This window comes from Borrelia recurrentis A1 (assembly GCF_000019705.1).
Lineage (GTDB): Bacteria > Spirochaetota > Spirochaetia > Borreliales > Borreliaceae > Borrelia > Borrelia duttonii.
On sequence record NC_011244.1, the window covers coordinates 282,003 to 305,828 of the forward strand.

The 23,826-nt window shown below is 27.0% G+C and carries 19 protein-coding genes and 2 pseudogenes; 7 read left to right on the forward strand and 14 right to left on the reverse strand.

The window, feature by feature from the left end:
* The first annotated feature begins 17 nt into the window (after window positions 1-17).
* Window positions 18-227, forward strand: a complete 210-nt coding sequence (gene rpsU / locus BRE_RS01310; protein ID WP_012422030.1) for a 30S ribosomal protein S21 — start codon at window positions 18-20, stop codon at window positions 225-227.
* Between the two features lie 49 nt (window positions 228-276).
* Here rpsU (BRE_RS01310) and BRE_RS01315 read toward each other — a convergent pair whose 3' ends face one another.
* Together BRE_RS01315 and BRE_RS01320 are read right to left on the reverse strand one after the other, a co-directional pair.
* Complete coding sequence (locus tag BRE_RS01315; RefSeq protein WP_012538776.1) at window positions 277-2,628, reverse strand: DNA translocase FtsK; 2,352 nt, start codon at window positions 2,626-2,628, stop codon at window positions 277-279.
* 12 nt (window positions 2,629-2,640) lie between these two features.
* Window positions 2,641-3,184 (reverse strand): annotated as a pseudogene (locus BRE_RS01320) (undecaprenyl-diphosphate phosphatase); the annotation flags it as partial.
* Window positions 3,185-3,328: 144 nt separating this feature from the next.
* Here BRE_RS01320 and BRE_RS01325 point away from each other — a divergent pair.
* The 4 genes and pseudogenes from BRE_RS01325 to rpsU (BRE_RS01340) all read left to right on the forward strand — a co-directional run bounded on the left by BRE_RS01325 (window position 3,329) and on the right by rpsU (BRE_RS01340) (window position 7,001).
* Window positions 3,329-3,679, forward strand: coding sequence for a hypothetical protein (locus BRE_RS01325; RefSeq protein WP_041178101.1), 351 nt, complete (start codon window positions 3,329-3,331; stop codon window positions 3,677-3,679).
* 22 nt (window positions 3,680-3,701) lie between these two features.
* Window positions 3,702-5,817: pseudogene (recJ, locus tag BRE_RS01330) on the forward strand (single-stranded-DNA-specific exonuclease RecJ).
* Window positions 5,817-6,773, forward strand: a complete 957-nt coding sequence (locus tag BRE_RS01335) for a M23 family metallopeptidase (protein ID WP_012538777.1) — start codon at window positions 5,817-5,819, stop codon at window positions 6,771-6,773. The pseudogene recJ and the gene BRE_RS01335 overlap by 1 nt, the downstream one beginning before the upstream one ends.
* A gap of 18 nt (window positions 6,774-6,791) precedes the next feature.
* Window positions 6,792-7,001, forward strand: a complete 210-nt coding sequence (rpsU, locus tag BRE_RS01340) for a 30S ribosomal protein S21 (protein ID WP_012422030.1) — start codon at window positions 6,792-6,794, stop codon at window positions 6,999-7,001.
* Between the two features lie 49 nt (window positions 7,002-7,050).
* Here rpsU (BRE_RS01340) and BRE_RS01345 read toward each other — a convergent pair whose 3' ends face one another.
* The 4 genes from BRE_RS01345 to BRE_RS01360 are packed head-to-tail and all read right to left on the reverse strand — an operon-like array spanning window position 7,051 to window position 13,556.
* Entirely contained in the window at window positions 7,051-9,402 is a 2,352-nt protein-coding gene (locus BRE_RS01345; protein WP_012538778.1) for a DNA translocase FtsK, read from the reverse strand.
* 12 nt (window positions 9,403-9,414) lie between these two features.
* Entirely contained in the window at window positions 9,415-10,215 is an 801-nt protein-coding gene (locus BRE_RS01350) for an undecaprenyl-diphosphate phosphatase (protein WP_012538779.1), read from the reverse strand.
* A 13-nt stretch (window positions 10,216-10,228) separates the two neighbouring features.
* Window positions 10,229-12,367 (reverse strand): flagellar assembly lytic transglycosylase, encoded by a 2,139-nt coding sequence (locus BRE_RS01355; protein WP_049752018.1) that lies wholly within the window; start codon window positions 12,365-12,367, stop codon window positions 10,229-10,231.
* Window positions 12,360-13,556: a hypothetical protein gene (locus BRE_RS01360; protein WP_232212689.1), complete on the reverse strand. Its 1,197-nt coding sequence runs from the start codon at window positions 13,554-13,556 to the stop codon at window positions 12,360-12,362. The genes BRE_RS01355 and BRE_RS01360 overlap by 8 nt, the downstream gene beginning before the upstream one ends.
* 168 nt (window positions 13,557-13,724) lie before the next feature.
* Here BRE_RS01360 and BRE_RS01365 point away from each other — a divergent pair, with 168 nt between their 5' ends.
* A complete protein-coding gene (locus tag BRE_RS01365; RefSeq protein ID WP_012538782.1) occupies window positions 13,725-15,128 on the forward strand; it encodes a tetratricopeptide repeat protein in 1,404 nt (467 codons plus the stop codon).
* Window position 15,129: 1 nt separating this feature from the next.
* Here the strand turns inward: BRE_RS01365 and BRE_RS01370 are convergent, their stop codons facing one another.
* Complete coding sequence (locus BRE_RS01370) at window positions 15,130-16,398, reverse strand: peptidoglycan DD-metalloendopeptidase family protein (protein ID WP_012538783.1); 1,269 nt, start codon at window positions 16,396-16,398, stop codon at window positions 15,130-15,132.
* A 69-nt stretch (window positions 16,399-16,467) separates the two neighbouring features.
* Between BRE_RS01370 and lepB the strand changes: the two genes are divergently transcribed.
* Complete coding sequence (lepB, locus tag BRE_RS01375; RefSeq protein ID WP_012538784.1) at window positions 16,468-16,971, forward strand: signal peptidase I; 504 nt, start codon at window positions 16,468-16,470, stop codon at window positions 16,969-16,971.
* A 32-nt stretch (window positions 16,972-17,003) separates the two neighbouring features.
* Here lepB and BRE_RS01380 read toward each other — a convergent pair whose 3' ends face one another.
* From BRE_RS01380 to flhF, 7 genes are read right to left on the reverse strand one after another with little or no spacing between them, the layout of a single operon-like run.
* Entirely contained in the window at window positions 17,004-18,509 is a 1,506-nt protein-coding gene (locus tag BRE_RS01380; protein WP_041178105.1) for an Hsp70 family protein, read from the reverse strand.
* On the reverse strand, window positions 18,509-19,006 hold the full coding sequence (locus BRE_RS01385) for a hypothetical protein (RefSeq protein ID WP_012538031.1): 498 nt from the start codon (window positions 19,004-19,006) through the stop codon (window positions 18,509-18,511). Before BRE_RS01385 ends, BRE_RS01380 begins: the two co-directional genes overlap by 1 nt.
* 20 nt (window positions 19,007-19,026) lie before the next feature.
* Window positions 19,027-19,338, reverse strand: a complete 312-nt coding sequence (locus tag BRE_RS01390; RefSeq protein ID WP_012538786.1) for a hypothetical protein — start codon at window positions 19,336-19,338, stop codon at window positions 19,027-19,029.
* 23 nt (window positions 19,339-19,361) lie between these two features.
* Window positions 19,362-21,260: a FapA family protein gene (locus BRE_RS01395; RefSeq protein WP_012538787.1), complete on the reverse strand. Its 1,899-nt coding sequence runs from the start codon at window positions 21,258-21,260 to the stop codon at window positions 19,362-19,364.
* 2 nt (window positions 21,261-21,262) lie between these two features.
* Window positions 21,263-21,751, reverse strand: a complete 489-nt coding sequence (locus BRE_RS01400; RefSeq protein ID WP_012538034.1) for a hypothetical protein — start codon at window positions 21,749-21,751, stop codon at window positions 21,263-21,265.
* 6 nt (window positions 21,752-21,757) lie between these two features.
* Window positions 21,758-22,645 (reverse strand): MinD/ParA family protein, encoded by an 888-nt coding sequence (locus BRE_RS01405; protein ID WP_014696150.1) that lies wholly within the window; start codon window positions 22,643-22,645, stop codon window positions 21,758-21,760.
* Between the two features lie 12 nt (window positions 22,646-22,657).
* Window positions 22,658-23,824, reverse strand: a complete 1,167-nt coding sequence (gene flhF / locus BRE_RS01410) for a flagellar biosynthesis protein FlhF (RefSeq protein WP_014696151.1) — start codon at window positions 23,822-23,824, stop codon at window positions 22,658-22,660.
* Window positions 23,825-23,826 lie beyond the last annotated feature (2 nt).

Genomic DNA, 23,826 nt, shown 5'->3' on the forward strand with positions numbered 1-23,826 from the left:
AAAAAGGGGGTGATTTTTTGGTAACTGTCAATGTGGACAAAAATGAAGGATTGGAAAAAGCATTGAAACGTTTTAAAAGAATGATTGAAAAAGAAGCAATCATCAGAGAATGGAAAAGAAGAGAATATTATGAAAAGCCATCTACTATTCGTGTTAAAAAAGAAAAAGCATTCAAAAGAAAACAAGCAAAAAAAGTAAGAAAACTAAAACAAAAAATTGGTAAATAATAAAATCAGGATATTCATGGTGAATGTCCTTTTTTTACATTGAAACTCTTTAAATAAAAACATCTCGTGGTTTTGAACCATTCACAGGACCTATATATCCCATCTCTTCCATCAGTTCAATAATTCGTGCAGCTCTATTATATCCTATCTTTAAACGCCTCTGAAGATAAGACGCAGATGCTTTTTTAGTAGAACGAACAATTTCAAGAGCTTCTTCAAACATAGATTCATCTGAAGAATTTATCACCAAAGTATCAGACTCAACAACACTATCAATAAATATTTCATCATCAATATAATTTGGTGTACCAAATTTTTTAACCTCTTCAACTAACTTATAAACTTCCTTTTCAGTTAAAAAACCACCTTGAATGCGTTGTGGAAAAGGTGTTATAGGACTAACGTAAAGCATATCACCTTTTCCTAAAAGTTTTTCAGCACCTGATGTTCCAAGAATTATTCTTGAATCCATAGAACTAGCAACCATAAAAGAAATTCTTGAGGGAAAATTGGCTTTTATTACCCCAGTAATAACATCAACAGATGGTCTTTGAGTAGCAAGAACTAAATGCATTCCAACAGCCCTAGCCATAGCTGCAAGCCTAGAAATCAAATTTTCTAAATCCTTTCTTGCAGAGAGAATTAAATCTGCAAATTCATCAATAATTATTATCAAATAAGGCAACGGCACTTCATTTAATCCTTCTTCCACTATTTTCTTATTATAAGAATTAATATCCCTAACAAAAAAATTATCAAGAAGAACATACCTTCTCTCCATCTCATCAAGACACCAACGCAAAGCCTCCAAAGCTCTATTTACATTAGTAATAACTGGAGTTAATAAATGAGGAATATTATTAAAAAGTTTAAGCTCAACTACTTTAGAATCTATTAACACAAGCCTAACATCATCTGGAGATTTTGAAAAAATAATTGAAGCAATAAGTGAATTTACACAAACTGATTTTCCAGCACCAGTAGCACCTGCTATTAAAAGATGGGGAGCAGTCACAAGATCAAAAACAACATTATTTCCACTAATTTCTTTACCAAGTGCAAAAGGCACTTTAAAATCATTTTGAAATTCTTGACTATTTATTATCTCTGACATCAAAATGAATTTTTGTCTCTTATTAGGTATTTCAATCCCAACAGCTTCTTTACCAGGGATTGGCGCAATAATTCTAACTCTAACTGCTGCAAGACGTAATGCAATATTATCAGATATAGAAGTTATTTTGGAAAGCTTAATACCTTTATCAGGACGAACAGCATACATTGTAACAACAGGACCTCTAATAATATCAATAAGTTTGGCATTAATATTAAATTCTCTAAAAGTTTCTTGCAAAAGCATCGCTTGCTTTTGAATTTCTCTCTCATATTCAACATCCTCAGTTTCATTCTCAGGCTCCCTTTGAGCAAAAACAGAAATATCTATTGAATAATTTTCATCACTTTTAACTTTAAATAAAGTGTCATTCTCATATTCATCTCTAACAATATTATTTATTATTCCATTATGCCTTATATCACTAGCCCTAATTTTTCCACTAACTACTAACCTACTATCCTCACATTCACTTCTCAAAATTTTATATTGACAATTATTCTCAGTATTTAAATCACATTGAACTTCTTGCAAAGATTCATCTTTTGGTAATTTATCATCCATTACCTCAGATTTAGAAAAAATAGTTTTATCCAAATCAACATCTAAAGATTTATTAGAATTTCGTAAAAACTCCTTAAAAGACCATAAAGCCTGATACTCTTCATCATTAATAATATTATCTTCCTTATTCAAAATACTATCTGAACTTACATTATTCTCACAATCTTTATAAACCTTAATATCTTTCTTAATCTTCAAAGTACTCAAAAAAGGCAAATAAGAAAACATGTTCTCAAACAAAATTTTCAATTTAAATGTTATAAAATGAAAGGTAGTTAAAATAAAACTAGCATCTTTAAAAAAGACATAATTTAAATAAACCCAAACAATAAGTTCTAAAATAAAAAGAAGACAAACAAATAAATTCCCAACTATAATGCCAAAATTACTCAAGAACCAATTAACAAAATTAGAACTCTCAAAATTAGAATTAATTCTTAACCAAAAGGTTAAAGTAAAAAATAAAATAACCGTATAATTCCAATTAAATATAAATTTTTTGCTAAGCATATTATTACAATAAACATACCAGTTTACAAGCGGATAGAGTATTAAATAAAACGACAAAAATGAAAAAGTATTAAGAAGCATCTGCCCTATAAGATTAAATACAAAAAATATAAATATATTTCCTATAGGAGTTAATGCCACCAAAAGAGAAAATAGTATAACAGCCAACATAAAAAAGAATAAAAACTGAAAATAACGATAAAAATTCTTCATATTCTACTAACATCAAACAAGGAAATAAACTAAACTCACAACTGAAATTAAATAAATTGAAAAATAATACAGTTTACTATTCTTAAGCATCTTAACAAACAAACTAATTGAAAATAGTCCAAATATAAAAGCAAAAATTGCTCCCAAATTTATCTCAAAAATATTAAAAATTATATCAGACTTAAATAGATCATTATACTTTAAAAATAAACTTCCAAAAACAATAGGAATTAAAGATAAAAAAGAGATTTCAAGGGATTTTGTCCTGCTAAACCCAAGCAAAATTGACGCAAAAATCGTAATTCCTGAACGAGAAATACCCGGCATAGCCCCAATTCCCTGCATAATCCCAATTAATAATCCTGAAAAAAAATATTTTTTTAAAATTAAAAATTTTAATTCTAAATTCAATCAAAAATAATAAAATACTTGTCACAATAAAATTAAATAAAACTAACTTAAAAGTAAATAACACCTTAAACTTTTCTTTAAAAATTCCAATCAATGCTGTAAAAAATGTGATTATTAATATAAGTAATATCAAGTTCAAATTTGCAAAATAATAGAAGTTAATGATGAAGAATTTATTGTTCAAGACTTAACATACGAAAAACTAACAATTATTAAACTATGGATCAAGCTTATTAATTTAAGTTTTGATGAAGGAGAATGCTTCAAACTATTTAACGAAGCTACAGAAATGCTAAATAATTCAAGCTTAGGAAAAACACAATTAATTGACTTGCAGTACAAAATAAGATTTTTAATAATTAAAGGACTTTTATATTTATCAAACTTATGTTTTCAATGTAATAAACAAATAAAAGAAAATTATTATTACGACACACACATTTATGGTTTTAATTGCATCAAATGTTCCAATAATAAAAATCAGTACATTAATACAGAAAGTTTTAAGTACTTAGAAAACACAATTCAAACAAATATAAACACAACTTTAAATGCAAAATTAACTAACAGAACAAAAGAACTTCTAACATTTATGATTAAAAACAAACTAAATAGAGAATTTGAGCAAATACTACTCTAAAGAAAGCAAATTGGAACAAGAAATGAAAATCTGGAAAAAAAAAAGAAATTGATATTGCAGAAGAAAATATAGTTAACATTAAAAAAAAATATAATATCAGTCTTTTTGAAGCAAGACTACTACTTAGCAGAGAAATTAAAGAAGAAGATTTCTTATTTTTCTTAGAAAGCAGTGTCAATTTAATGCACAACCCATTTTTTTTAAAAAATATAGACAAATTTATTTATAGAATAAATGAAGCCATTTTAGAAAAAGAAAATGTATTAATCTTTGGAGATAAAGACGCTGATGGAATCACAGCAACAATAATAATGTATGAAACTCTTAAAGATTTTGGTATTAATGTAACTTATAAAATACCATCTAATGGAGAATTTTATGGGCTTACAAAAGAAGTTATTGATAAGGCATTTAACGACAAAATAACACTAATAATCACTGTTGATTGTGGAATTTCTAACATTGAAGAAATAAATTATGCAAGATCAAAAAATATAGAAGTAATAATTACAGATCATCACCTTCCAAACAAAGAAATCGACACAGAAAATATTATCATAGATCCCCATTTAAAAGGTGATCTTTATCCATTTAAAGAAATAGCTGGATGTTATGTAAGTTTCAAAGCATGTCTTGCATTATATCTTTCTACTACCAATTTTTATAACAAAGACTTAATATTTATGTTTTTAGAAAAATTCGAAAACAATATCAAACTTCATGCAATAGAAATTAACAATTACATTTTAAAAAAGCATATAACTCTAGACAATAATAACGATTTACAAATTAATATTAATCAAATAGAAGAATTTTCACAAAATAAACACATAATTGTATTTAATAAAATTGAACAAGCTCAACTTTTAAATGAATTTTTTAAACAAAAAATAGATATAGAAATCATTGATATTAATGAAAATTTTATAAAAAAATATCCCAAACATGCCAACAAAACACTAAAAGAACTTATGCAAATTACTAAATATTTTAAATATAGAAAAATTAATATTTATGAAAAACTGTACTATATGTTCTATAACATAATATTTGAAACAAACAAAAATTTACTGCAAAATTGCCTTAAAAGGCTTAAATTTGTTGCAATAGGAACCATAGCTGATAATATGCCAATTATTGATGAAAATCGAATAGCTGTAAAAGAAGGACTTAAAGAAATAGCATTAAGAGAAAATATATCTATAAATTATCTATTAAAAGAAGTCAATATATTAACAAAACCAATAATCACTTCAACAGATATTGCATTTAAAATTGCACCAATATTAAATTCAACAGGAAGACTTGAAAAAGCAGACATTACAATACGATTTTTATTAAGTCAAGATACTAATAAAATAGAAAATAAATTTAAGGAAATCAAAAATATAAACACTTTAAGAAAATATAAAGAAGATATATCTTGGAATACTCATAATGAAAATACCATTTTTAAGAATGATAAATTCATAGTATGCTATGACAAAAATACTCCAAAAGGAATTAGTTCTAGAATGGCAACAAGACTCTCATCCTATTATAAAAAAGTCGCTGTCTTTCTTACTAAACAATCAGATATAATTAAAGGATATATTAGATCAAATAATAAAGTAAATTCCAAAGAACTAATTTCAATGATCCCAAAACATCTAATAATAAATTCTGGAGGACACAAAGCTGCTGCTGGATTTACATTGTATGAAAATGTACTAAACGAATTTATAAGAGAACTTGAAAATGCTCTTAAAAAGATAGAATATAAAGAATTACAAGAAGATTCAATACTAATTGATGCTATAATACCTCAAGATTTAAGTAAAACAGAACTTATCAAAACAATAGATTTGTTTGAACCATATGGACATGATTTTAGAGAATTTATTTTAATGATGGAAAATGTATGCATTCAGGACATCAGAACAATTGATAAAAATGGAACTTCAAAACACATAAGCATGAAAATCATTAATAATATAGATTATTATAAAGCAATTTACTTTAATGGCACTCAAACTATTCAAGAACTTGGTATCAAAGATGGTCAAAATATAGACATAATATTCACAATCAGTGAAGATATTTACAATCAAAATCATAAAATTTTAAAAATTATTGATATAAACAAGAGAAAAAATTAGTGCACAACATCAAAAAACTTTTATTTATATTTACACTTGCATTTATATTTATAATAGGATTATTTAAAGTTAATGCAAAAAATAACGACATTACAAAAATATACTATAAAAAAGAGACCTTTCAAGGGGGAAACATCTATTTTATAAGCAATAAAAACTTTAAAAAATTATCTCTCTTATCAACAAATCAAAAACCCATTTTAAGTGCATCGCCTTTTAAGTGTAATATAAGTAATAAAGACTACTATATAGCTTTAATAGGAATCACACCAATGATCAAAGAAGGAAAAAGAAAAATTCAAATAGAGTTTGAAAATAAACAATACATAAAGGAAATTGAAATCAAAAAATTCACATTCAAAAAAACAACTGTCAAACTTAATAAAAGCAAATCTAAACTTATCAAAAGTCAACAATCACCTAAAGCAAAAAAACAAGCTCTAACATTATGGAATATCATTGGAAGTATAGGTGATACAACAATTTATCATTATGATACATTTGTCCATCCAATAAAAGATAAATATCAAATAACTAGTCCTTATGGAGACCAAAGAATTTATATGCAAGACAATCAAAAAATATCAAGCCAAAAAATACATAACGGAAAAGATTACGCGCCATTTAAAAAAGAAAAAACACCTATTTTCGCAGCTGGTAGAGGAAAAGTAGTATTTGCAAGAGACAGAGAAATCACTGGCAAAACCATTATCATTCAACATTTACCAGGAGTATTTACAATTTATCTACACCTATCAAAATTTGGAGTTAAAGAAAATACAATAGTAAATACAGGAGAATACATCGGTAATGTCGGAAATACGGGAATATCAACAGGTCCTCATCTACACTTTGAAATTAGAATTAATGGAATTGCAGTAAATCCAGATTTTTTCTTAGAAGAAATGCTTATTGACAAAAATCAAATAATCAATAACACTAAAAAGATAGAGTAAAAAAAAGGGGGTGATTTTTTGGTAACTGTCAATGTGGACAAAAATGAAGGATTGGAAAAAGCATTGAAACGTTTTAAAAGAATGATTGAAAAAGAAGCAATCATCAGAGAATGGAAAAGAAGAGAATATTATGAAAAGCCATCTACTATTCGTGTTAAAAAAGAAAAAGCATTCAAAAGAAAACAAGCAAAAAAAGTAAGAAAACTAAAACAAAAAATTGGTAAATAATAAAATCAGGATATTCATGGTGAATGTCCTTTTTTTACATTGAAACTCTTTAAATAAAAACATCTCGTGGTTTTGAACCATTCACAGGACCTATATATCCCATCTCTTCCATCAGTTCAATAATTCGTGCAGCTCTATTATATCCTATCTTTAAACGCCTCTGAAGATAAGACGCAGATGCTTTTTTAGTAGAACGAACAATTTCAAGAGCTTCTTCAAACATAGGTTCATCTGAAGAATTTATCACCAAAGTATCAGACTCAACAACACTATCAATAAATATTTCATCATCAATATAATTTGGTGTACCAAATTTTTTAACCTCTTCAACTAACTTATAAACTTCCTTTTCAGTTAAAAAACCACCTTGAATGCGTTGTGGAAAAGGTGTTATAGGACTAACGTAAAGCATATCACCTTTTCCTAAAAGTTTTTCAGCACCTGATGTTCCAAGAATTATTCTTGAATCCATAGAACTAGCAACCATAAAAGAAATTCTTGAGGGAAAATTGGCTTTTATTACCCCAGTAATAACATCAACAGATGGTCTTTGAGTAGCAAGAACTAAATGCATTCCAACAGCCCTAGCCATAGCTGCAAGCCTAGAAATCAAATTTTCTAAATCCTTTCTTGCAGAGAGAATTAAATCTGCAAATTCATCAATAATTATTACCAAATAAGGCAACGGCACTTCATTTAATCCTTCTTCCACTATTTTCTTATTATAAGAATTAATATCCCTAACAAAAAAATTATCAAGAAGAACATACCTTCTCTCCATCTCATCAAGACACCAACGCAAAGCCTCCAAAGCTCTATTTACATTAGTAATAACTGGAGTTAATAAATGAGGAATATTATTAAAAAGTTTAAGCTCAACTACTTTAGGATCTATTAACACAAGCCTAACATCATCTGGAGATTTTGAAAAAATAATTGAAGCAATAAGTGAATTTACACAAACTGATTTTCCAGCACCAGTAGCACCTGCTATTAAAAGATGGGGAGCAGTCACAAGATCAAAAACAACATTATTTCCACTAATTTCTTTACCAAGTGCAAAAGGCACTTTAAAATCATTTTGAAATTCTTGACTATTTATTATCTCTGATATCAAAATGAATTTTCGTCTCTTATTAGGTATTTCAATTCCAACAGCTTCTTTACCAGGGATTGGCGCAATAATTCTAACTCTAACTGCTGCAAGACGTAATGCAATATTATCAGATATAGAAGTTATTTTGGAAAGCTTAATACCTTTATCAGGACGAACAGCATACATTGTAACAACAGGACCTCTAATAATATCAATAAGTTTGGCATTAATATTAAATTCTCTAAAAGTTTCTTGCAAAAGCATCGCTTGCTTTTGAATTTCTCTCTCATATTCAACATCCTCAGTTTCATTCTCAGGCTCCCTTTGAGCAAAAACAGAAATATCTATTGAATAATTTTCATCACTTTTAACTTTAAATAAAGTGTCATTCTCATATTCATCTCTAACAATATTATTTATTATTCCATTATGCCTTATATCACTAGCCCTAATTTTTCCACTAACTACTAACCTACTATCCTCACATTCACTTCTCAAAATTTTATATTGACAATTATTCTCAGTATTTAAATCACATTGAACTTCTTGCAAAGATTCATCTTTTGGTAATTTATCATCCATTACCTCAGATTTAGAAAAAATAGTTTTATCCAAATCAACATCTAAAGATTTATTAGAATTTCGTAAAAACTCCTTAAAAGACCATAAAGCCTGATACTCTTCATCATTAATAATATTATCTTCCTTATTCAAAATACTATCTGAACTTACATTATTCTCACAATCTTTATAAACCTTAATATCTTTCTTAATCTTCAAAGTACTCAAAAAAGGCAAATAAGAAAACATGTTCTCAAACAAAATTTTCAATTTAAATGTTATAAAATGAAAGGTAGTTAAAATAAAACTAGCATCTTTAAAAAAGACATAATTTAAATAAACCCAAACAATAAGTTCTAAAATAAAAAGAAGACAAACAAATAAATTCCCAACTATAATGCCAAAATTACTCAAGAACCAATTAACAAAATTAGAACCCTCAAAATCAGAATTAATTCTTAACCAAAAGGTTAAAGTAAAAAATAAAATAACCGTATAATTCCAATTAAATATAAATTTTTTGCTAAGCATATTATTGCAATAAACATACCAGTTTACAAGCGGATAGAGTATTAAATAAAACGACAAAAATGAAAAAGTATTAAGAAGCATCTGCCCTATAAGATTAAATACAAAAAATATAAATATATTTCCTATAGGAGTTAATGCCACCAAAAGAGAAAATAGTATAACAGCCAACATAAAAAAGAATAAAAACTGAAAATAACGATAAAAATTCTTCATATTCTACTAACATCAAACAAGGAAATAAACTAAACTCACAACTGAAACTAAATAAATTGAAAAATAATACAGTTTACTATTCTTAAGCATCTTAACAAACAAACTAATTGAAAATAGTCCAAATATAAAAGCAAAAATTGCTCCCAAATTTATCTCAAAAATATTAAAAATTATATCAGACTTAAATAGATCATTATACTTTAAAAATAAACTTCCAAAAACAATAGGAATTAAAGATAAAAAAGAGATTTCAAGGGATTTTGTCCTGCTAAACCCAAGCAAAATTGACGCAAAAATCGTAATTCCTGAACGAGAAATACCCGGCATAGCCCCAATTCCCTGCATAATCCCAATTAATAATCCTGAAAAAAAAATATTTTTTTTAAAATTAAAAATTTTAATTCTAAATTCAATCAAAAATAATAAAATACTTGTCACAATAAAATTAAATAAAACTAACTTAAAAGTAAATAACACCTTAAACTTTTCTATAAAAATTCCAATCAATGCTGTAAAAAATGTGATTATTAATATAAGTAATATCAAGTTCAAATTTGAAGAATCTAATTCTGTCATTTTTGATTTTCTTAAAATAAATTTAATAAAAACCATTACAAGCTCTAATATTCGTCTTCGATAATAAATTATTACAACTAAAACTGTTGCAAAATGCAAATAAATATCAAATACAATTGGAAGATCAATGTTCATAAACTTTTTTAAAAGTAACAAATGGCCTGAACTAGATATAGGCAAAAACTCAGAAATGCCTTGAACAAAACCTAAAATAATAACCCTTAAAATATTATCCATTTAACTTCACAACCTAAAAACGTTTGGAAAATTTACCCATAATATACTCTATAATAAAATCCATTCCCTTTCTTTCATATAAAGCATCATATAATACAGAATAAACTAATATTTTTTTAATATAATTCCTAGTTTGTCCAAAAGGAATAGCTTCGATAAAAATTTCTTTGGGCAAATGCCCATAATCTTTTTCCCATTTTCTAACATTTCCAATACCACCATTATAAGATGCAAGAGCCTTATACACATCTTCCAACATGTCTATTCTTTTACGTAAATAATGAGTCCCAATAATAACATTATCCTTTGGCTGTTTCAAATCATAAGGATAGTATTTATAATATTTGATTTCTCTAGATACATCAGCTGATGTTGCAGGCATAATTTGCATAAGTCCGATAGCACCAGGTTTAGATACAGCATCTCTTTTAAAACTACTCTCAGCTTTTATTAAAGAAAATACAAGACTCGACTCAAGTTCCCTTTTCCCTGACCAAGATTTAATTAAAGCCGTGTACAAACATGGATAGAGACGCTTATAATCATCTTTATTTAAAGCCGAAAAATCTTGCCTTACAAGATAATTAATAGCAAGTATAGATTCATAATAATATTCATGTTTCACAAATTCATCGTAAAGATTACGGTAAAAATTAGGAGAAAATCTATAACCATTTTTAAAATCATTGGCAACAAACACACTAACATAAGAATGCAAATTAAATTTTAAAAACCCTTCCAAAAACCTTTCATAATCGGACTGATCATAATTTATATCCAAAGCATTTTCAAACAAATCATTAATATTTTGATCAAGCAAATACCTACTCATAAACGATGCATAAGATATTTGATCATATTTAATAGCAGAATGCAAAAGCTCTCTATACTCACCTACTGACTGAGACTTAATAAATTTGTGATATATAAGTCTAGCATTAAGAAAAGCAAGCCTTGCTAAAACAGCACTGTCAATAACATTTTGACCATTATAATATAGTAAATATAAATTATCATAATCTCCAAGTTGTACAGCTTCTAAAATATATTCATCTAATACATTAATAAAAGCAAAATTACCCTTATCTTTACTTGTATAAAAATTAGCTATGTTTTTAGAAAAATAATTTCTTGTATTTTTCATAAATATGAAATTTCTAAAAATTTCATTAAGCATTTCTAATCTATAAGGCTCATTTATAATAGAAGAATTTTCCAAATATTTAAGTATTGTCACAAAACCTATATCTTTCTTTAATTTTAAATTAATGAGCCCCAAATAATAATCTTTATAAACACTATCTAAATTACTAAAAAAAGATAATGCCTTGTTAATATAACCTAAACCTACAAAAGTCTTATAAACATCATTTAAAAAAACAAAATTATTATAATACTTCTTAAAACTATCATCTAATATATTAACAGCACCTTTAAAATCACCATTAGCAACCAAAGATTTAAATTTAACAAGACTTAAAAAAGTTGAATTTAAAAGATTATCTTTCCCTTCAAGAACAAGATAATCATGAGCCCTTACATGCAAATATTCTGCCGGCAAATTCTCAAACAATTTCTTGAAATAAATTAATGACGTATTAATATCAGAAATATTAAAATAAAGCACTGCTTTAAATAAAAGATTTTCATTTTCTTGTGCCTGCATGAAATCCATTTTTTCTAACTTATTTAAAACTAAAAGAGCTTCATTATTCTTTTTCTGCCAATAAAGACTTTTAAAATATCCTAATATAATGAATTTATTATCATTATATTTGTTATAAAGTTTTCGCCCAACAAGTTCTGCCTCATAATATTCTCTTCTAGAATTATAATATTCAAGAAGTTTTACACCAGCAAATTGAGATGCAATATTATTATTACTATTTATTGCTTTGTGCATATATTCTCTAAATTTTTCATCATACCCTATTTTTTTGAAAAGATAAGCAACATATACATAAGAATCTGAATCTATACCAAAATATTTATCAAAATTTTGTCCTACATAGTCAAAATTCCACAACCAATTTAAATGATTTAAATCAAAACTATTGATACTTTTTTTTAAAATATTGCTACTTAAAGATTCTTTCACAAATGAACAAGATAATAAATTCAATAAAAACAAATAAATAATTTTCTTAAACATTACTTTTTTCACATCTAGTAATTTTTTCTTCTTTATAAAAAGAACAATAAGAAATTGTAAAATTTTTAGGATTTAATATTTTAGAAAAAATCAAAAACAATGAAAAAAATATCAAAAGAAATAAAGAAACAAGACTTAAATAAAGCATAGAAGTTTGAATACGATCTTCTTTTAAATCAGGATCAAATTTAGGTTCTTCAACATCCACAGTAAAATTGTCTTTACCTAAATCCAAAGAAACATCATCAAATTCAACATCATCTAAATTTTTACTAACATCCGCAATAATATCTTCAACACTCAAATCATCAGAATAAGAATTTTGGATAACATACACATTAAAACTACTAGAATTATCATCCTTATCTTTAACTGATTTTACATCATTCTCAGAATTATCAAAAACATCATTTCTCTCATTAACATCAATAGAAACCTTATCCAAAGTAGAAATACCTTGATTTACAGAATATTGATCAATATCATCAAGTACATGTGCAACTTCTGTTTCTTCAATGGGATTATCTTCCAATTTATCTTTTGTAGGGGCAAAATCCAAATTTTCTAAATCTACATTAGACTCAGAATCTAACTCTTTACTTCCTTCACTTAACAATGCATGTTCATCCATATCATTAGTTAAATTTAAAGAATCCACTACTAAATCCAAATCATTCTCTTTATTTAAAAGCAAATCCTTAGAATTAGACAAATCATTAACATTACTTAAATCAAAATCCAAAGAATCATCTTGCTTTTCTTCAACAATACTGTCAAAACTCTCCTTGCGATTTGTATCTTGAAAATCAATAGGCAAATCATCCATTTTATCACTATTTAAAGAATCACCATTAACTTCATTTGTATTAACTGAAAGACTCATCAAACTCAAATCAAACTTGGTTTTATTAGTAATTCCATCACACTCTCCATAAACATAAAGCATCATAGAATCTATTTTGAAATAAATATTTACATTCAAACTATCTTTATCAAGATTATCTAAGAAAAAAGACCCAATAATAATGGGATTAGAAAAATTTTCATATTTACTAACATAAAAATCTAATTTTATATTGGTCTCATCTGCAAGTTTACCCAATACCATCTTCTTTACAGAAGTATCATCCAAGCTTAAAACTGAAAAATATTCATTACTAGAAAGCCTTATGCCCAAAAAACCTTTCAACAATTCCAACCTCTTTGTTCTTTTATAAAAAACAAATTTATATATAATTAACTATAACAATAATATAATATAATTAATATCATATTCAACTTATGTATATGCTTTTATTTAAAAGAAACCATGTTATATTTAAAGCTATAATTACTGCTTATGTAATATTGCTAATATATGATTTTAGGAGAAGTTAAAGTGTTGCCATTATTCATAATACTGTCCTCTGCCGCAATATCTGTTTTGGTATTTATACTATTCAGAATTGCAGTATTAAATACAAAAACAAGAACAAAAGGTAAACATCACAAAACATTTCACAAAACGAAAAAATTGATCTCAAAAGCTATAAATATACTAAAAACAAACCCAAATGAAGTAGGGGCTTTACAAACTTTAAATGACTATTATTATACTAATAAAGATTTTGAAAATGGACTTAAATACGTCAGAAAATTATGTCAACTTATCGAAGAAAATCCTACAAATAAGAATATTGATTCCTTTAAAGTATTCTTAAGTTATGGATTTTATAATCTTGAGAGAAATTTTAATTTAGAAGCATTAGGACTTCTTAAAAAAGCATACAGCCTAAAAAAAGACGACGTAGATGTAAATTATTATCTTGGAATAGCATTTCTTAAAAATGCACATTATAAAGAAGCACTTCACTATCTTACAAAGATATATCAATTTGATAAAAGCAACAATGACGTTTTAAAATACATAGGAATGACTCTTTTTTATACAGGAAACTATACTAAAGCTGTAGGAATATTTAACAATATAAAAAAATATATACAAAATGATGTAAATGCTCTACTTGCATATGCTCAATCTCTATCCCAATTAAACCAAGATCAACTTGCACTTGATATTGCAAACAAAATCAAAAGCAAAGATGGAATGATATATGAAGCTCTTTTAATTGAATCTGAGATTAATGCAAAAAATCATAACTTGGTAGAATTAGAAGATAATATTAAAGAAATGATAAAAATTAAACCTGATTTACCCACAAAAATATCCCTTAAACTTTTTTACAAACTAGGAGAACTTTACATAGAACATGAAAATTACAAAAAAGCAACCGAAGCATTTACCCAGGTTGAAAGAATTGACCCAAACTATCAAAAAATTGCTGAAAAACTAGAATTTAGTAAAAAATTAAATGAAAACTTAGCACTAAGAATATACCTTAAGAGTCCAAAAGAAAAATTTGATAATCTAGCTAGTGCAATCATCCTTAAGTTATATAAAAACAAATTTCAAGTGAGAGACAAAAAGATAAATGAAATAACATCGCAATTTATAGATATCAACTTTCAACTTTCAAACAACCAATGGGAAGAAAATATACTAGTAAGATTCGTAAGAACGGATCAAAAAAATTTTGGAGAACTATTCTTAAAAGATCTGATTTCAAAAACCAAAGAAAATAAAATTAAAGGACTATGTATTGCACCAGCAACATTTTCTGAAAAGGCTAAACAAATTATTGAAGGCAGATTAATTGACCTAATAGAAGGAAAAAAACTTACACAAATACTGAGAACATTGGACATATCAAAATACATATAGCTTATCTGAGATATTTCATAGGATTACTCGTTTTACCATCTTTAAAAATAGTAAAATGTAAATGATTTCCCGTACTGTATCCAGTGCTTCCCATACGTCCTATCATTTGTCCTCTAGATACTCTATCCCCAACTTTAACTGCAAATGAACCTAAATGCGCATAAAGAGTTTGAAAACCATTATTATGCGCAATAACAATATATTTTCCATATCCTCCAACACTAAATCCCGCTGTTACAACAATACCTTCCTTTGTAGCAACAACAGGTGTATTAGCAACATTTGCAATATCAATTCCATTATGAAAACTAATAGTTTTAGTAAAAGGATCAGGACGATAACCATAACCTGATGTAATAATCCCCCGTGTTGGAAACAAAAAGGTCTCACCTAAAGCATTTCTAAGTAAATCTTTAGACATCTTTCCACCAGGAACAAACAACTTCTGACCTAAAGACAAAACCTCATTATCAAGATTATTAGCATCAAGAATATCCACTTTAGGTATCTTATATTTCTTTGCGATTGATGAGAGGGAATCATTTTTACCAACAGTATAAAGAATTCCCTTCATATTAGGAACATTAATAATAACATTGGGCTTAATATTTCTTACATCTTTAATATCATTATAAGAAATTAAAGTTTCACTAGTAATATTATACCGAGATGCAATATGAGAAAGTGTCTCTCCTGGCTTAATTTTATGTTCAACAACCTTTAAAACAAAAGGCTTCCTTATAGTAGTAGCATTATAATTGCTTGCATCTAAACCAAAGAAATAATTATTAATCTGACTTAAATCTTGATCACTATAATACAAAAAAGTATCAATAAAATAATCTTTGGGAAAGCTTAATTTGTTTAAAAAAACATATGAACCATAATACGCAAAAATATTTAAATAAAAGATTAATATTAAGACAAAAACTAAAACATTAATTTTAAAAATAAAATTATAAATAACACTATAAGACAAATTTACATCATAAGTATTAACCATTTTAAATGTAACCTTCTTAGAAGAATATCTACACTTATAATTATTAATATCCATAATCTGCCCAAACAAAGTTATAAACAACAATTTAAATACATAAAAAAATTTAGTAAAAACATTAAAAAAACAAAAACAGTTTTTCCGTTTTTTTTTATTAAAATTACGAATATTACCAAAATCTCTCAATTCAAAATCACCTTTAACTGCCCTATTAAACAAAAAATTTTTCTTCCTTTTAAATACATTCTGATCTTTTTTTGGTATAATCATATCATGCCTTATTATATACTATACACTAGAAATTGCAATTCAATAAAAAATCAAATGGAAATTTAAGAAATGTTACAAATCCACAAACAAGTATTAATCCCCGTTACATTGGCTTTTATATTATTAATAACAATGATCAAAATGTCACTATCTTTTCATTTAGTTAAAGGTTCGTCAATGTTGCCAACAATTTTAGATCAAAATTGGATAATAAATCATAAGCTAGCTTATGGTATTAGAATAAAAAATAAAGAAACCTATGTTGTACTATGGAGCAAACCTAAAAAAAATGAAACAGTACTTATCAAAGACCCTATAACAAAAAAAATATCTGTTAAAAAAATTTTTGCAATCCCAGGAGAAAAATTCATTAAATTACAGCCAAATATAATATCTATACATAACCTAAACTTCAATATAAATAAAGAACATCTACAAAAATTAAAAAGCATATACATTCCAAAGGATTATTATTTAGTAGTAGGAGATAATAAAAAAGTTTCTCTTGATTCTAGAGAATATGGATTTATAAACATTAACGACATTATTGGTAAGATAATATATCAATTATAAAATAATTAAATTAATTCCTAAATGAAAAATATTTACAATAATTCAATTTTATCTTCTAATATCTCTTTAGCTCTAATATTGCCTGATGAAATCAGCAAACATTCCTTTTCATTATTATCAAAAGAAGCACTTGTCATTCTTATTTTTATTGACTTAGAAACATTAATATCTAAATCTCTTGCAGCAATACTTAAAATACCACTCTCATCCAACCTGAAAAGTATTTCTATCTTTGGCACACCTTTTAGAGCATTTTGTATATTACTAAAGAAAAATCTACTTATTGAACAATTCAAAGATGCCTTATTATATTCACCTTGCAACACATGAATTTCAATCTCCTCTTGATAATCATTAGTTGTTGTAAATATTTGTCTTTCACAAACTGGTAATAAAGTATTTCTTTTAATCAATGTAAAAAACCCATCATCACAAGTTTCAATTCCAAGAGAATAAGGCGTTACATCTTTAAAATCAATAAGAGTATCATTATTTGCAAGACTAAAAGCATGAATACCAGCACCAGTTGCAACAACCTCATCTTGATTTAATGAATCTAAAATTTCAATTTCAGGAAAAACTTCATTCAATCTATCTTTAACCAAAGGAATTCTAGTTGAACCTCCTGAGAGTACTATCTTTAAAATATGTTTAAGATCAACACCTGAATCTGTAATACATTCATTTGTAAGACTAATAGTTCTATCTATAAAATCCCAAATCATTAAATTAAATTCATCTCTTGTAAGTTTATAATTTAAATGATTACCATCAGTAAAAGGCAATACAATATTAACTTCATCCATAGTAGATAAATTTTTTTTAGCATCTTCAATTTTCTCTCTTAATTGTTCAATAAGTACAATATCATCCAAATTTATATCAGGATATTCTTCTTTAAAACTAGCTAAAACATGTTTTTCTACAACCTCATTAAAATCATTCCCACCAAGTCTATTTTCACCTTTACTTGCAAGAACAGTATAAGTATCATTTTGTTTTTCTAAAAGAGTAACATCAAAAGTTCCACCACCAAGATCATATACAAGAAATAATCCTTCTACTTGTTTTTCAAAAGCATAAGATAAAGCAGCTGCTGTTGGTTCATTAAGTATTGCCCTACATTTTAATCCTGCAATATCTGCAGCCCTAACAACACCCCTTCTTTGAATTTCAGAAAAATACGCAGGAACTGTTATAACAGCATTGCTTACTTGAGTACCTAAAAATTTTTCAGCATTAATCTTAATATTCAATAATAAATGAGAAGCAATGTCTTCGGCCTTATATATATTATCACCAACTTGATAAACAACATCAGTCCCCATATTGACTTTAAAATTATAAAAAGTTTTAGCTGGATTTACTAATATTTGATGTTTAGCAGCACTACCAACAATCACACCAAAATCTGTAAAAGAAACAATAGATGGTGTCATCCTCTCACCTCTATCATTCAATATCACTCTAGAATTAACATCAAAATAAGACACTACAGTATTTGTAGTTCCAAGATCTATTCCTATCCACTTTTCCATCAAATACCCCTATGAATTGAAATAATTAATTCAATTTCACCTAAATCTAATTTTAATTTTTTAGCAATAACTTCTAAAGACATTCCCTGTTCATAGAGTGAAATCACTTGTCTTCGAATATTATATCCCTCTTTTATTATATTTTTCTCAATAGTGGGTATTGAATAATCTAAATTACCCTTATAAGAACCACTATCACTTTTAATCCCAAAATTATTATTTACCATTGAAATTGAATGGGAATTAAATCCCAATAATCTTTGATCAAGTATTTCTATTCTCTCATCAACTTCTTTAATAATTCTATTTAAACTTTCAATTTTAATTTCAATAATACTGATATTTCTATCAGTAGCTTGATTAATCTCAATAATAGTTTTATCTACTTCACTCTTAAATTTTTTAAGTATGCTATTAGATTTTATTTTTAAACTAATATATACATGAAAATATATAAAAGTAAATATAATCAAAATGAAACAAAAAACAACAAACATACAGAATGTCCTATACCAAACTATCTTTCAATATCAATATTCTTTCCAAGCTTTGGATCATGTAAATTAATATCATATAAATCAGAAGAATTTTTATCATCATGCTTAACTTTTGATATTGTAACAGAATTAAAGTTATCATCTTTAAGCTCATCAATAGGAAATATGACATTTATTTCCGAATCATAATGATAATCTTCTCTCTCATTTAAACTCAAATGTTGAGTTTCTCTTACCTTTTTTTTTCTCAAAGTTTCATTTGAAACTTCACTCGCTTTAAAAGCACCCTGTGTAATTATCTTTGTAACTTCAGATGAAATATTAATATCCAAAAGCCCCTCCTATAATTTATAAACTATTTAGACTCAAAAGGAACATAAGCTACCATTTTAATAATACCGTCATCCTCTACAAAAGTAATATTATGATAATCCCTTGAAAGCTCATAATAAGCATCTTTAATATACAACTTAACCCCAGAATAAGCTATATATTCAACAAAAATTTTACCATCAGTCTTACTACTTTCAAGTGCCCTTTGTAAACTTTCTTGCTTATCTTTTACCATTTTTATTTCTAAAATTAAAATATCTCTCTCATTAATAAGTTCATTACAACTATCAATTTTTAAAGACTTTTCGGCTTTATCAACAGTAATCTGAATATTTTTCTTCAAAGCAGAAATATCTTTTGTTAAAACCTCAAGACGTTTCTCTATTTTGACAAGATACTCATTAAATCTAGATAATAAAGATTTTATTTCAGGATCACACCCAACACAAACAGCAGTCTCAGCATTACCCTCAGACCCAATAGAATACGCTCTAACTTCCTCTCTTGCATGAATATCAGAACCAACTATTTTAGATTTTTTCCCAATACAGAGTACCTTTTTTGTACAAGAAACAACAGAATTAACAATTCCTCTTACAACTTCAATATTACCCTCACATCGTACATCAACATTTTCTAAAAATTTAGATTTAATAGATTTCTTAGCATAAATTCCCGAACCACCCTTACCATTAGCTCCACTACGAAGAACAATAGAGCCATCTGTACTCAAATTACATCTACCAACAAGTCCATTAACCTCTATTCCACTCTTAGCCATAACATTATATCCATCCAAAATACTTCCCTTAATTAATACCATACCGTTATTCACTATATTACCAGTAGCAGGACCAACATCACCATCAACAACATAAACATTATGTACAGCAATAATACCATTCTCAATAAATATATATCCATCACATCCTGCAAGAATTTTATTTCCTTCCCTTAAAGTATTCTCTCCCAAAACCAAATTCAATTCCCGACCACTCTCCGCTTTTAATACCTTTCCAAAAACAGTATATCCATCAATACCCCTTGACAAAGGAACAATTTCTGCAAGCTCATCTCCCTTATTAACATTCCTAAATTCATTACCCATAGCACCATATTCAGCTGAATACTTACTCTTCACAACAAAATTAACATAAGCATCCCTTCCCTTAACAGAATTAACTCCTTTTGCCATTTCAATTGATTCACCATAAAATGGATAGTCCACAAATTCTTTTATTTTATTTCGAAGCAATGCTTTATCTACGACTCCATATTTTTTAAGAATATTAAAAATATCTTTTTCTAAAACTTCAGCACCATTAGGTCCAGGAGTAGTAAATTCAATAGTTACTGACATTGAGTCTTCTGATATATGAACCATCATAGTTACACTCTCTGCAAGTTCAGCATCAAAATCAGAGACACGTTCATATTCACCACTAGCATTTTCAACTACTGTTCTAACAAAATTCTTATCCAAATTTTTAATATTACTATAAGATGCAAATTTATCCATTACATCCTTAAAAGTAACAACACTTCCTCCTCCTTGAGCAGGTGTAACTTTTAAAAATACTCCCTTGGCACTTCTTCTTATAAAAAACTTTCCATCCAAAGAAATACTCTCATCAGATTCGCTTTGTGAACTTAAAACATCAAGAACCCCAAATTTTGAATAAGAATTTTTATAAGCAACTATTCTCCATTTCTTCTCACCATACCCAAATATCCCATTATTTCCACGTACTAAAATCTCATAATCCAAATCTTTATATGGCACTGAAAGTTCCAAAGAAGCATCATTTAAAGCCTCTTCAAGAGTATCCGCTTCTATTTCTATTAAACGAACCTTATTTTCTCTCTCTAAATATCGTCTTATTTTTTCTCTTAAATCAGCAAAATCACCAATATCAGTCATAATTATTCCTTTTTATTAATCAAAGTCTTAATAGTATCAGCAACAACTTTGGGATCACTGTTCTTAACATATGAAATCTGTTCTGATAATTTACTCTCAAAATTAACATTATTTTGCCTATCTCTAACATCCGCATACTTGTTCAAGTCTTCAGAAAAATCATAATTACTATTATCAACTTTATCATTCTTACTTGAAAAATCCTTTATCAAGGAAGAATCTATATCATTAGGTTCAGGTTGAGAATTATCATTTTTATTAATAACATCCTTATTACTACTCAAATCATTATCTTTAAAGAGTTCATACAAATATTTGTTATATATAAATTCAATTAAAAGTCCTATAGCAAAAAAAATTAAAAATTGAAGAAATGCTCTAAATAATACTGTCAAAAAAGACACCCTAGCAAAAATACCAAGAATCATCGCAAGAATAAATGCAAATGAACTAAATAATAAAACATACTTGCTTTTTTTCCCAAATAACATAATTACCTATTCCATGCCAAAAAATTTAGATATAAAACCTATCACACCTCTCCTTTTTTTATTATCAAGAGTAATCTCTTCAAGAGCAGCAACAATAGAATCAAGACAATAACTAGCTTTACTATTAGGATTCAATAAAATAAAAGGTCTCTGCTTAAAAACAGAATTTTTAATATTTTGATCCTCATAAACATAACCTAAATAATCAACATTTAAATTCAAAAACTGATTCGATATATCAACAACTTTCTTAGCCACTATTTTTCCTTCACTAACATTAGCAACTCTATTTACAACCAGTCTTAAATTTTTTAAATTTTCCATCTTATGAGACAAAACCTTAATAATACCATAAGCATCAGTTATGGAGGTAGGTTCTGGAGTTGTTACAATAACCACATCATCACTAGAGAACAAAAACGAAATAACCTGTCTTGAAATTCCAGCACTAGTATCTATTATCACTATATCATATTCATAAACTTTTAATAATTCTTTTATAAACTGGTTCATCTCGGTTTCTGACAAATCCAAAAGTTCTGTTGTTCCAGAAGCACCAGCTAAGAGATCAATATTATATTCTGTCTTAGTAATTACGTCTTGGATACAGCGACCTTGTACAATCATATGATAAATATTGTACTTTGGAATCACTCCAAGTAAAATGTTAATATTAGCCATACCAATATCTGCATCAAAAACTAAAACTTTTTTACCAAGATGTGCATATTTAAGAGCAAGCCCCACAGCAATATTACTTTTCCCAACACCACCTTTACCACTAGTAACAGAAATAAATCTTGTTTTATTATTTTGTATTTTATCATCAACAACAAAGCTAGACTTATTATTTAATCTCATAATATCACGTAAACTTTGAGCCTGATCTTCCATCATATATTATCCTTAATAATAAGATTTACTTTTTAGCTTTCGAATAAATTCAACATCATCACTTATTCTATATCCATTTATTTTTTTAATGAAGGTAAGCGGTTCTGCAATACTAATATTATGAGGAACAATTTGCCCATCAGTAACATAAGAAACTTCCTTTCTCATTTCATGAATCAAACTTATCAAATTACCAACACATGTTGTCTCATCAAGCTTTGTAAAAATCACAGTTTTATAACTAAAAGGAGAAAACTGATGAAATATTTCTTTTATATCTGATGTTTTTGTCGTAGAACTTACAGCCAAATGAAATTCAGCATCACGACCACAAGCATTAAGAAGTTCTTTCATCTCAGCAAGTTTCATAAAGTCCTTAGGACTCTTACCAATTGTATCAATAAGAACAAGATCAAAATCTTTTGACTGTGTAATCTCTTCCTTTAAATCTTTAAAAGATTCAATTGCTTTAACAGGAATTCCCATAATATCACCATACGTCTGAATTTGTTTTTTAGCACCTATTCGATAATTATCAATAGTAATAATCTTAATATTTAAATTCTTATCATCACTATTAATACCATAAATCGCTGCAAGTTTTGCAATGGTAGTAGTCTTCCCAACACCCGTTGGCCCAACTAAAATAAAAATCCTCTTCTTAAGATTATCAATAAGAGAACCTGAACATTTAATAGTTTTAGCAATATATATTATTACACTATCTTTGACTTTATCATAATCATCAAGATCAGATAAACTAAATTCCTTTTTAATAAAATTATTAATATCTCTAATATAACTTTCAGAAAAATCATTACTACGTAAAATATCTTCTATTTTTAAAATAGTTGGATGATTAATTTCTTCCTTTTTATGTGCAAGTTCATTTTTAAGAGATTTAACTTCCTTAATTACATCTTCAATTGAAGAAGTCTCTTCTTTTTTAATACTTTGAAGAATCTTACGTTTTTCTTCCTCAACATTTATTTGCTGTTGTCCAATGTCATACCTAACATAACCTGAAACCTCAATCCAATCCCTACTAAATAATCCAAATATTCCTCCATGAGATATTGTCTTATAAGTCATAACTCTAGCATTTTTTCCATACTTTCTCTTAACAGTTTCTATAACTTCATTATAAGTAGGACCTCTTTCTGTAAAATACTGAACCATAA

What these genes read in the sequence shown, in the direction of transcription:
- lepB (WP_012538784.1), top strand. Translation starts at nt 16,468, where the DNA reads ATGTTACAAATCCACAAACAAGTATTAATCCCCGTTACATTGGCTTTT.
- BRE_RS01380 (WP_041178105.1), bottom strand. Translation starts at nt 18,509, where the DNA reads ATGGAAAAGTGGATAGGAATAGATCTTGGAACTACAAATACTGTAGTG.
- BRE_RS01365 (WP_012538782.1), top strand. Translation starts at nt 13,725, where the DNA reads ATGATTTTAGGAGAAGTTAAAGTGTTGCCATTATTCATAATACTGTCC.
- BRE_RS01315 (WP_012538776.1), bottom strand. Translation starts at nt 2,628, where the DNA reads ATGAAGAATTTTTATCGTTATTTTCAGTTTTTATTCTTTTTTATGTTG.
- flhF (WP_014696151.1), bottom strand. Translation starts at nt 23,824, where the DNA reads ATGGTTCAGTATTTTACAGAAAGAGGTCCTACTTATAATGAAGTTATA.
- BRE_RS01350 (WP_012538779.1), bottom strand. Translation starts at nt 10,215, where the DNA reads ATGGATAATATTTTAAGGGTTATTATTTTAGGTTTTGTTCAAGGCATT.
- BRE_RS01395 (WP_012538787.1), bottom strand. Translation starts at nt 21,260, where the DNA reads ATGACTGATATTGGTGATTTTGCTGATTTAAGAGAAAAAATAAGACGA.
- BRE_RS01345 (WP_012538778.1), bottom strand. Translation starts at nt 9,402, where the DNA reads ATGAAGAATTTTTATCGTTATTTTCAGTTTTTATTCTTTTTTATGTTG.
- BRE_RS01400 (WP_012538034.1), bottom strand. Translation starts at nt 21,751, where the DNA reads ATGTTATTTGGGAAAAAAAGCAAGTATGTTTTATTATTTAGTTCATTT.
- BRE_RS01355 (WP_049752018.1), bottom strand. Translation starts at nt 12,367, where the DNA reads ATGTTTAAGAAAATTATTTATTTGTTTTTATTGAATTTATTATCTTGT.
- BRE_RS01325 (WP_041178101.1), top strand. Translation starts at nt 3,329, where the DNA reads ATGCTAAATAATTCAAGCTTAGGAAAAACACAATTAATTGACTTGCAG.
- BRE_RS01385 (WP_012538031.1), bottom strand. Translation starts at nt 19,006, where the DNA reads ATGTTTGTTGTTTTTTGTTTCATTTTGATTATATTTACTTTTATATAT.
- BRE_RS01405 (WP_014696150.1), bottom strand. Translation starts at nt 22,645, where the DNA reads ATGGAAGATCAGGCTCAAAGTTTACGTGATATTATGAGATTAAATAAT.
- BRE_RS01370 (WP_012538783.1), bottom strand. Translation starts at nt 16,398, where the DNA reads ATGATTATACCAAAAAAAGATCAGAATGTATTTAAAAGGAAGAAAAAT.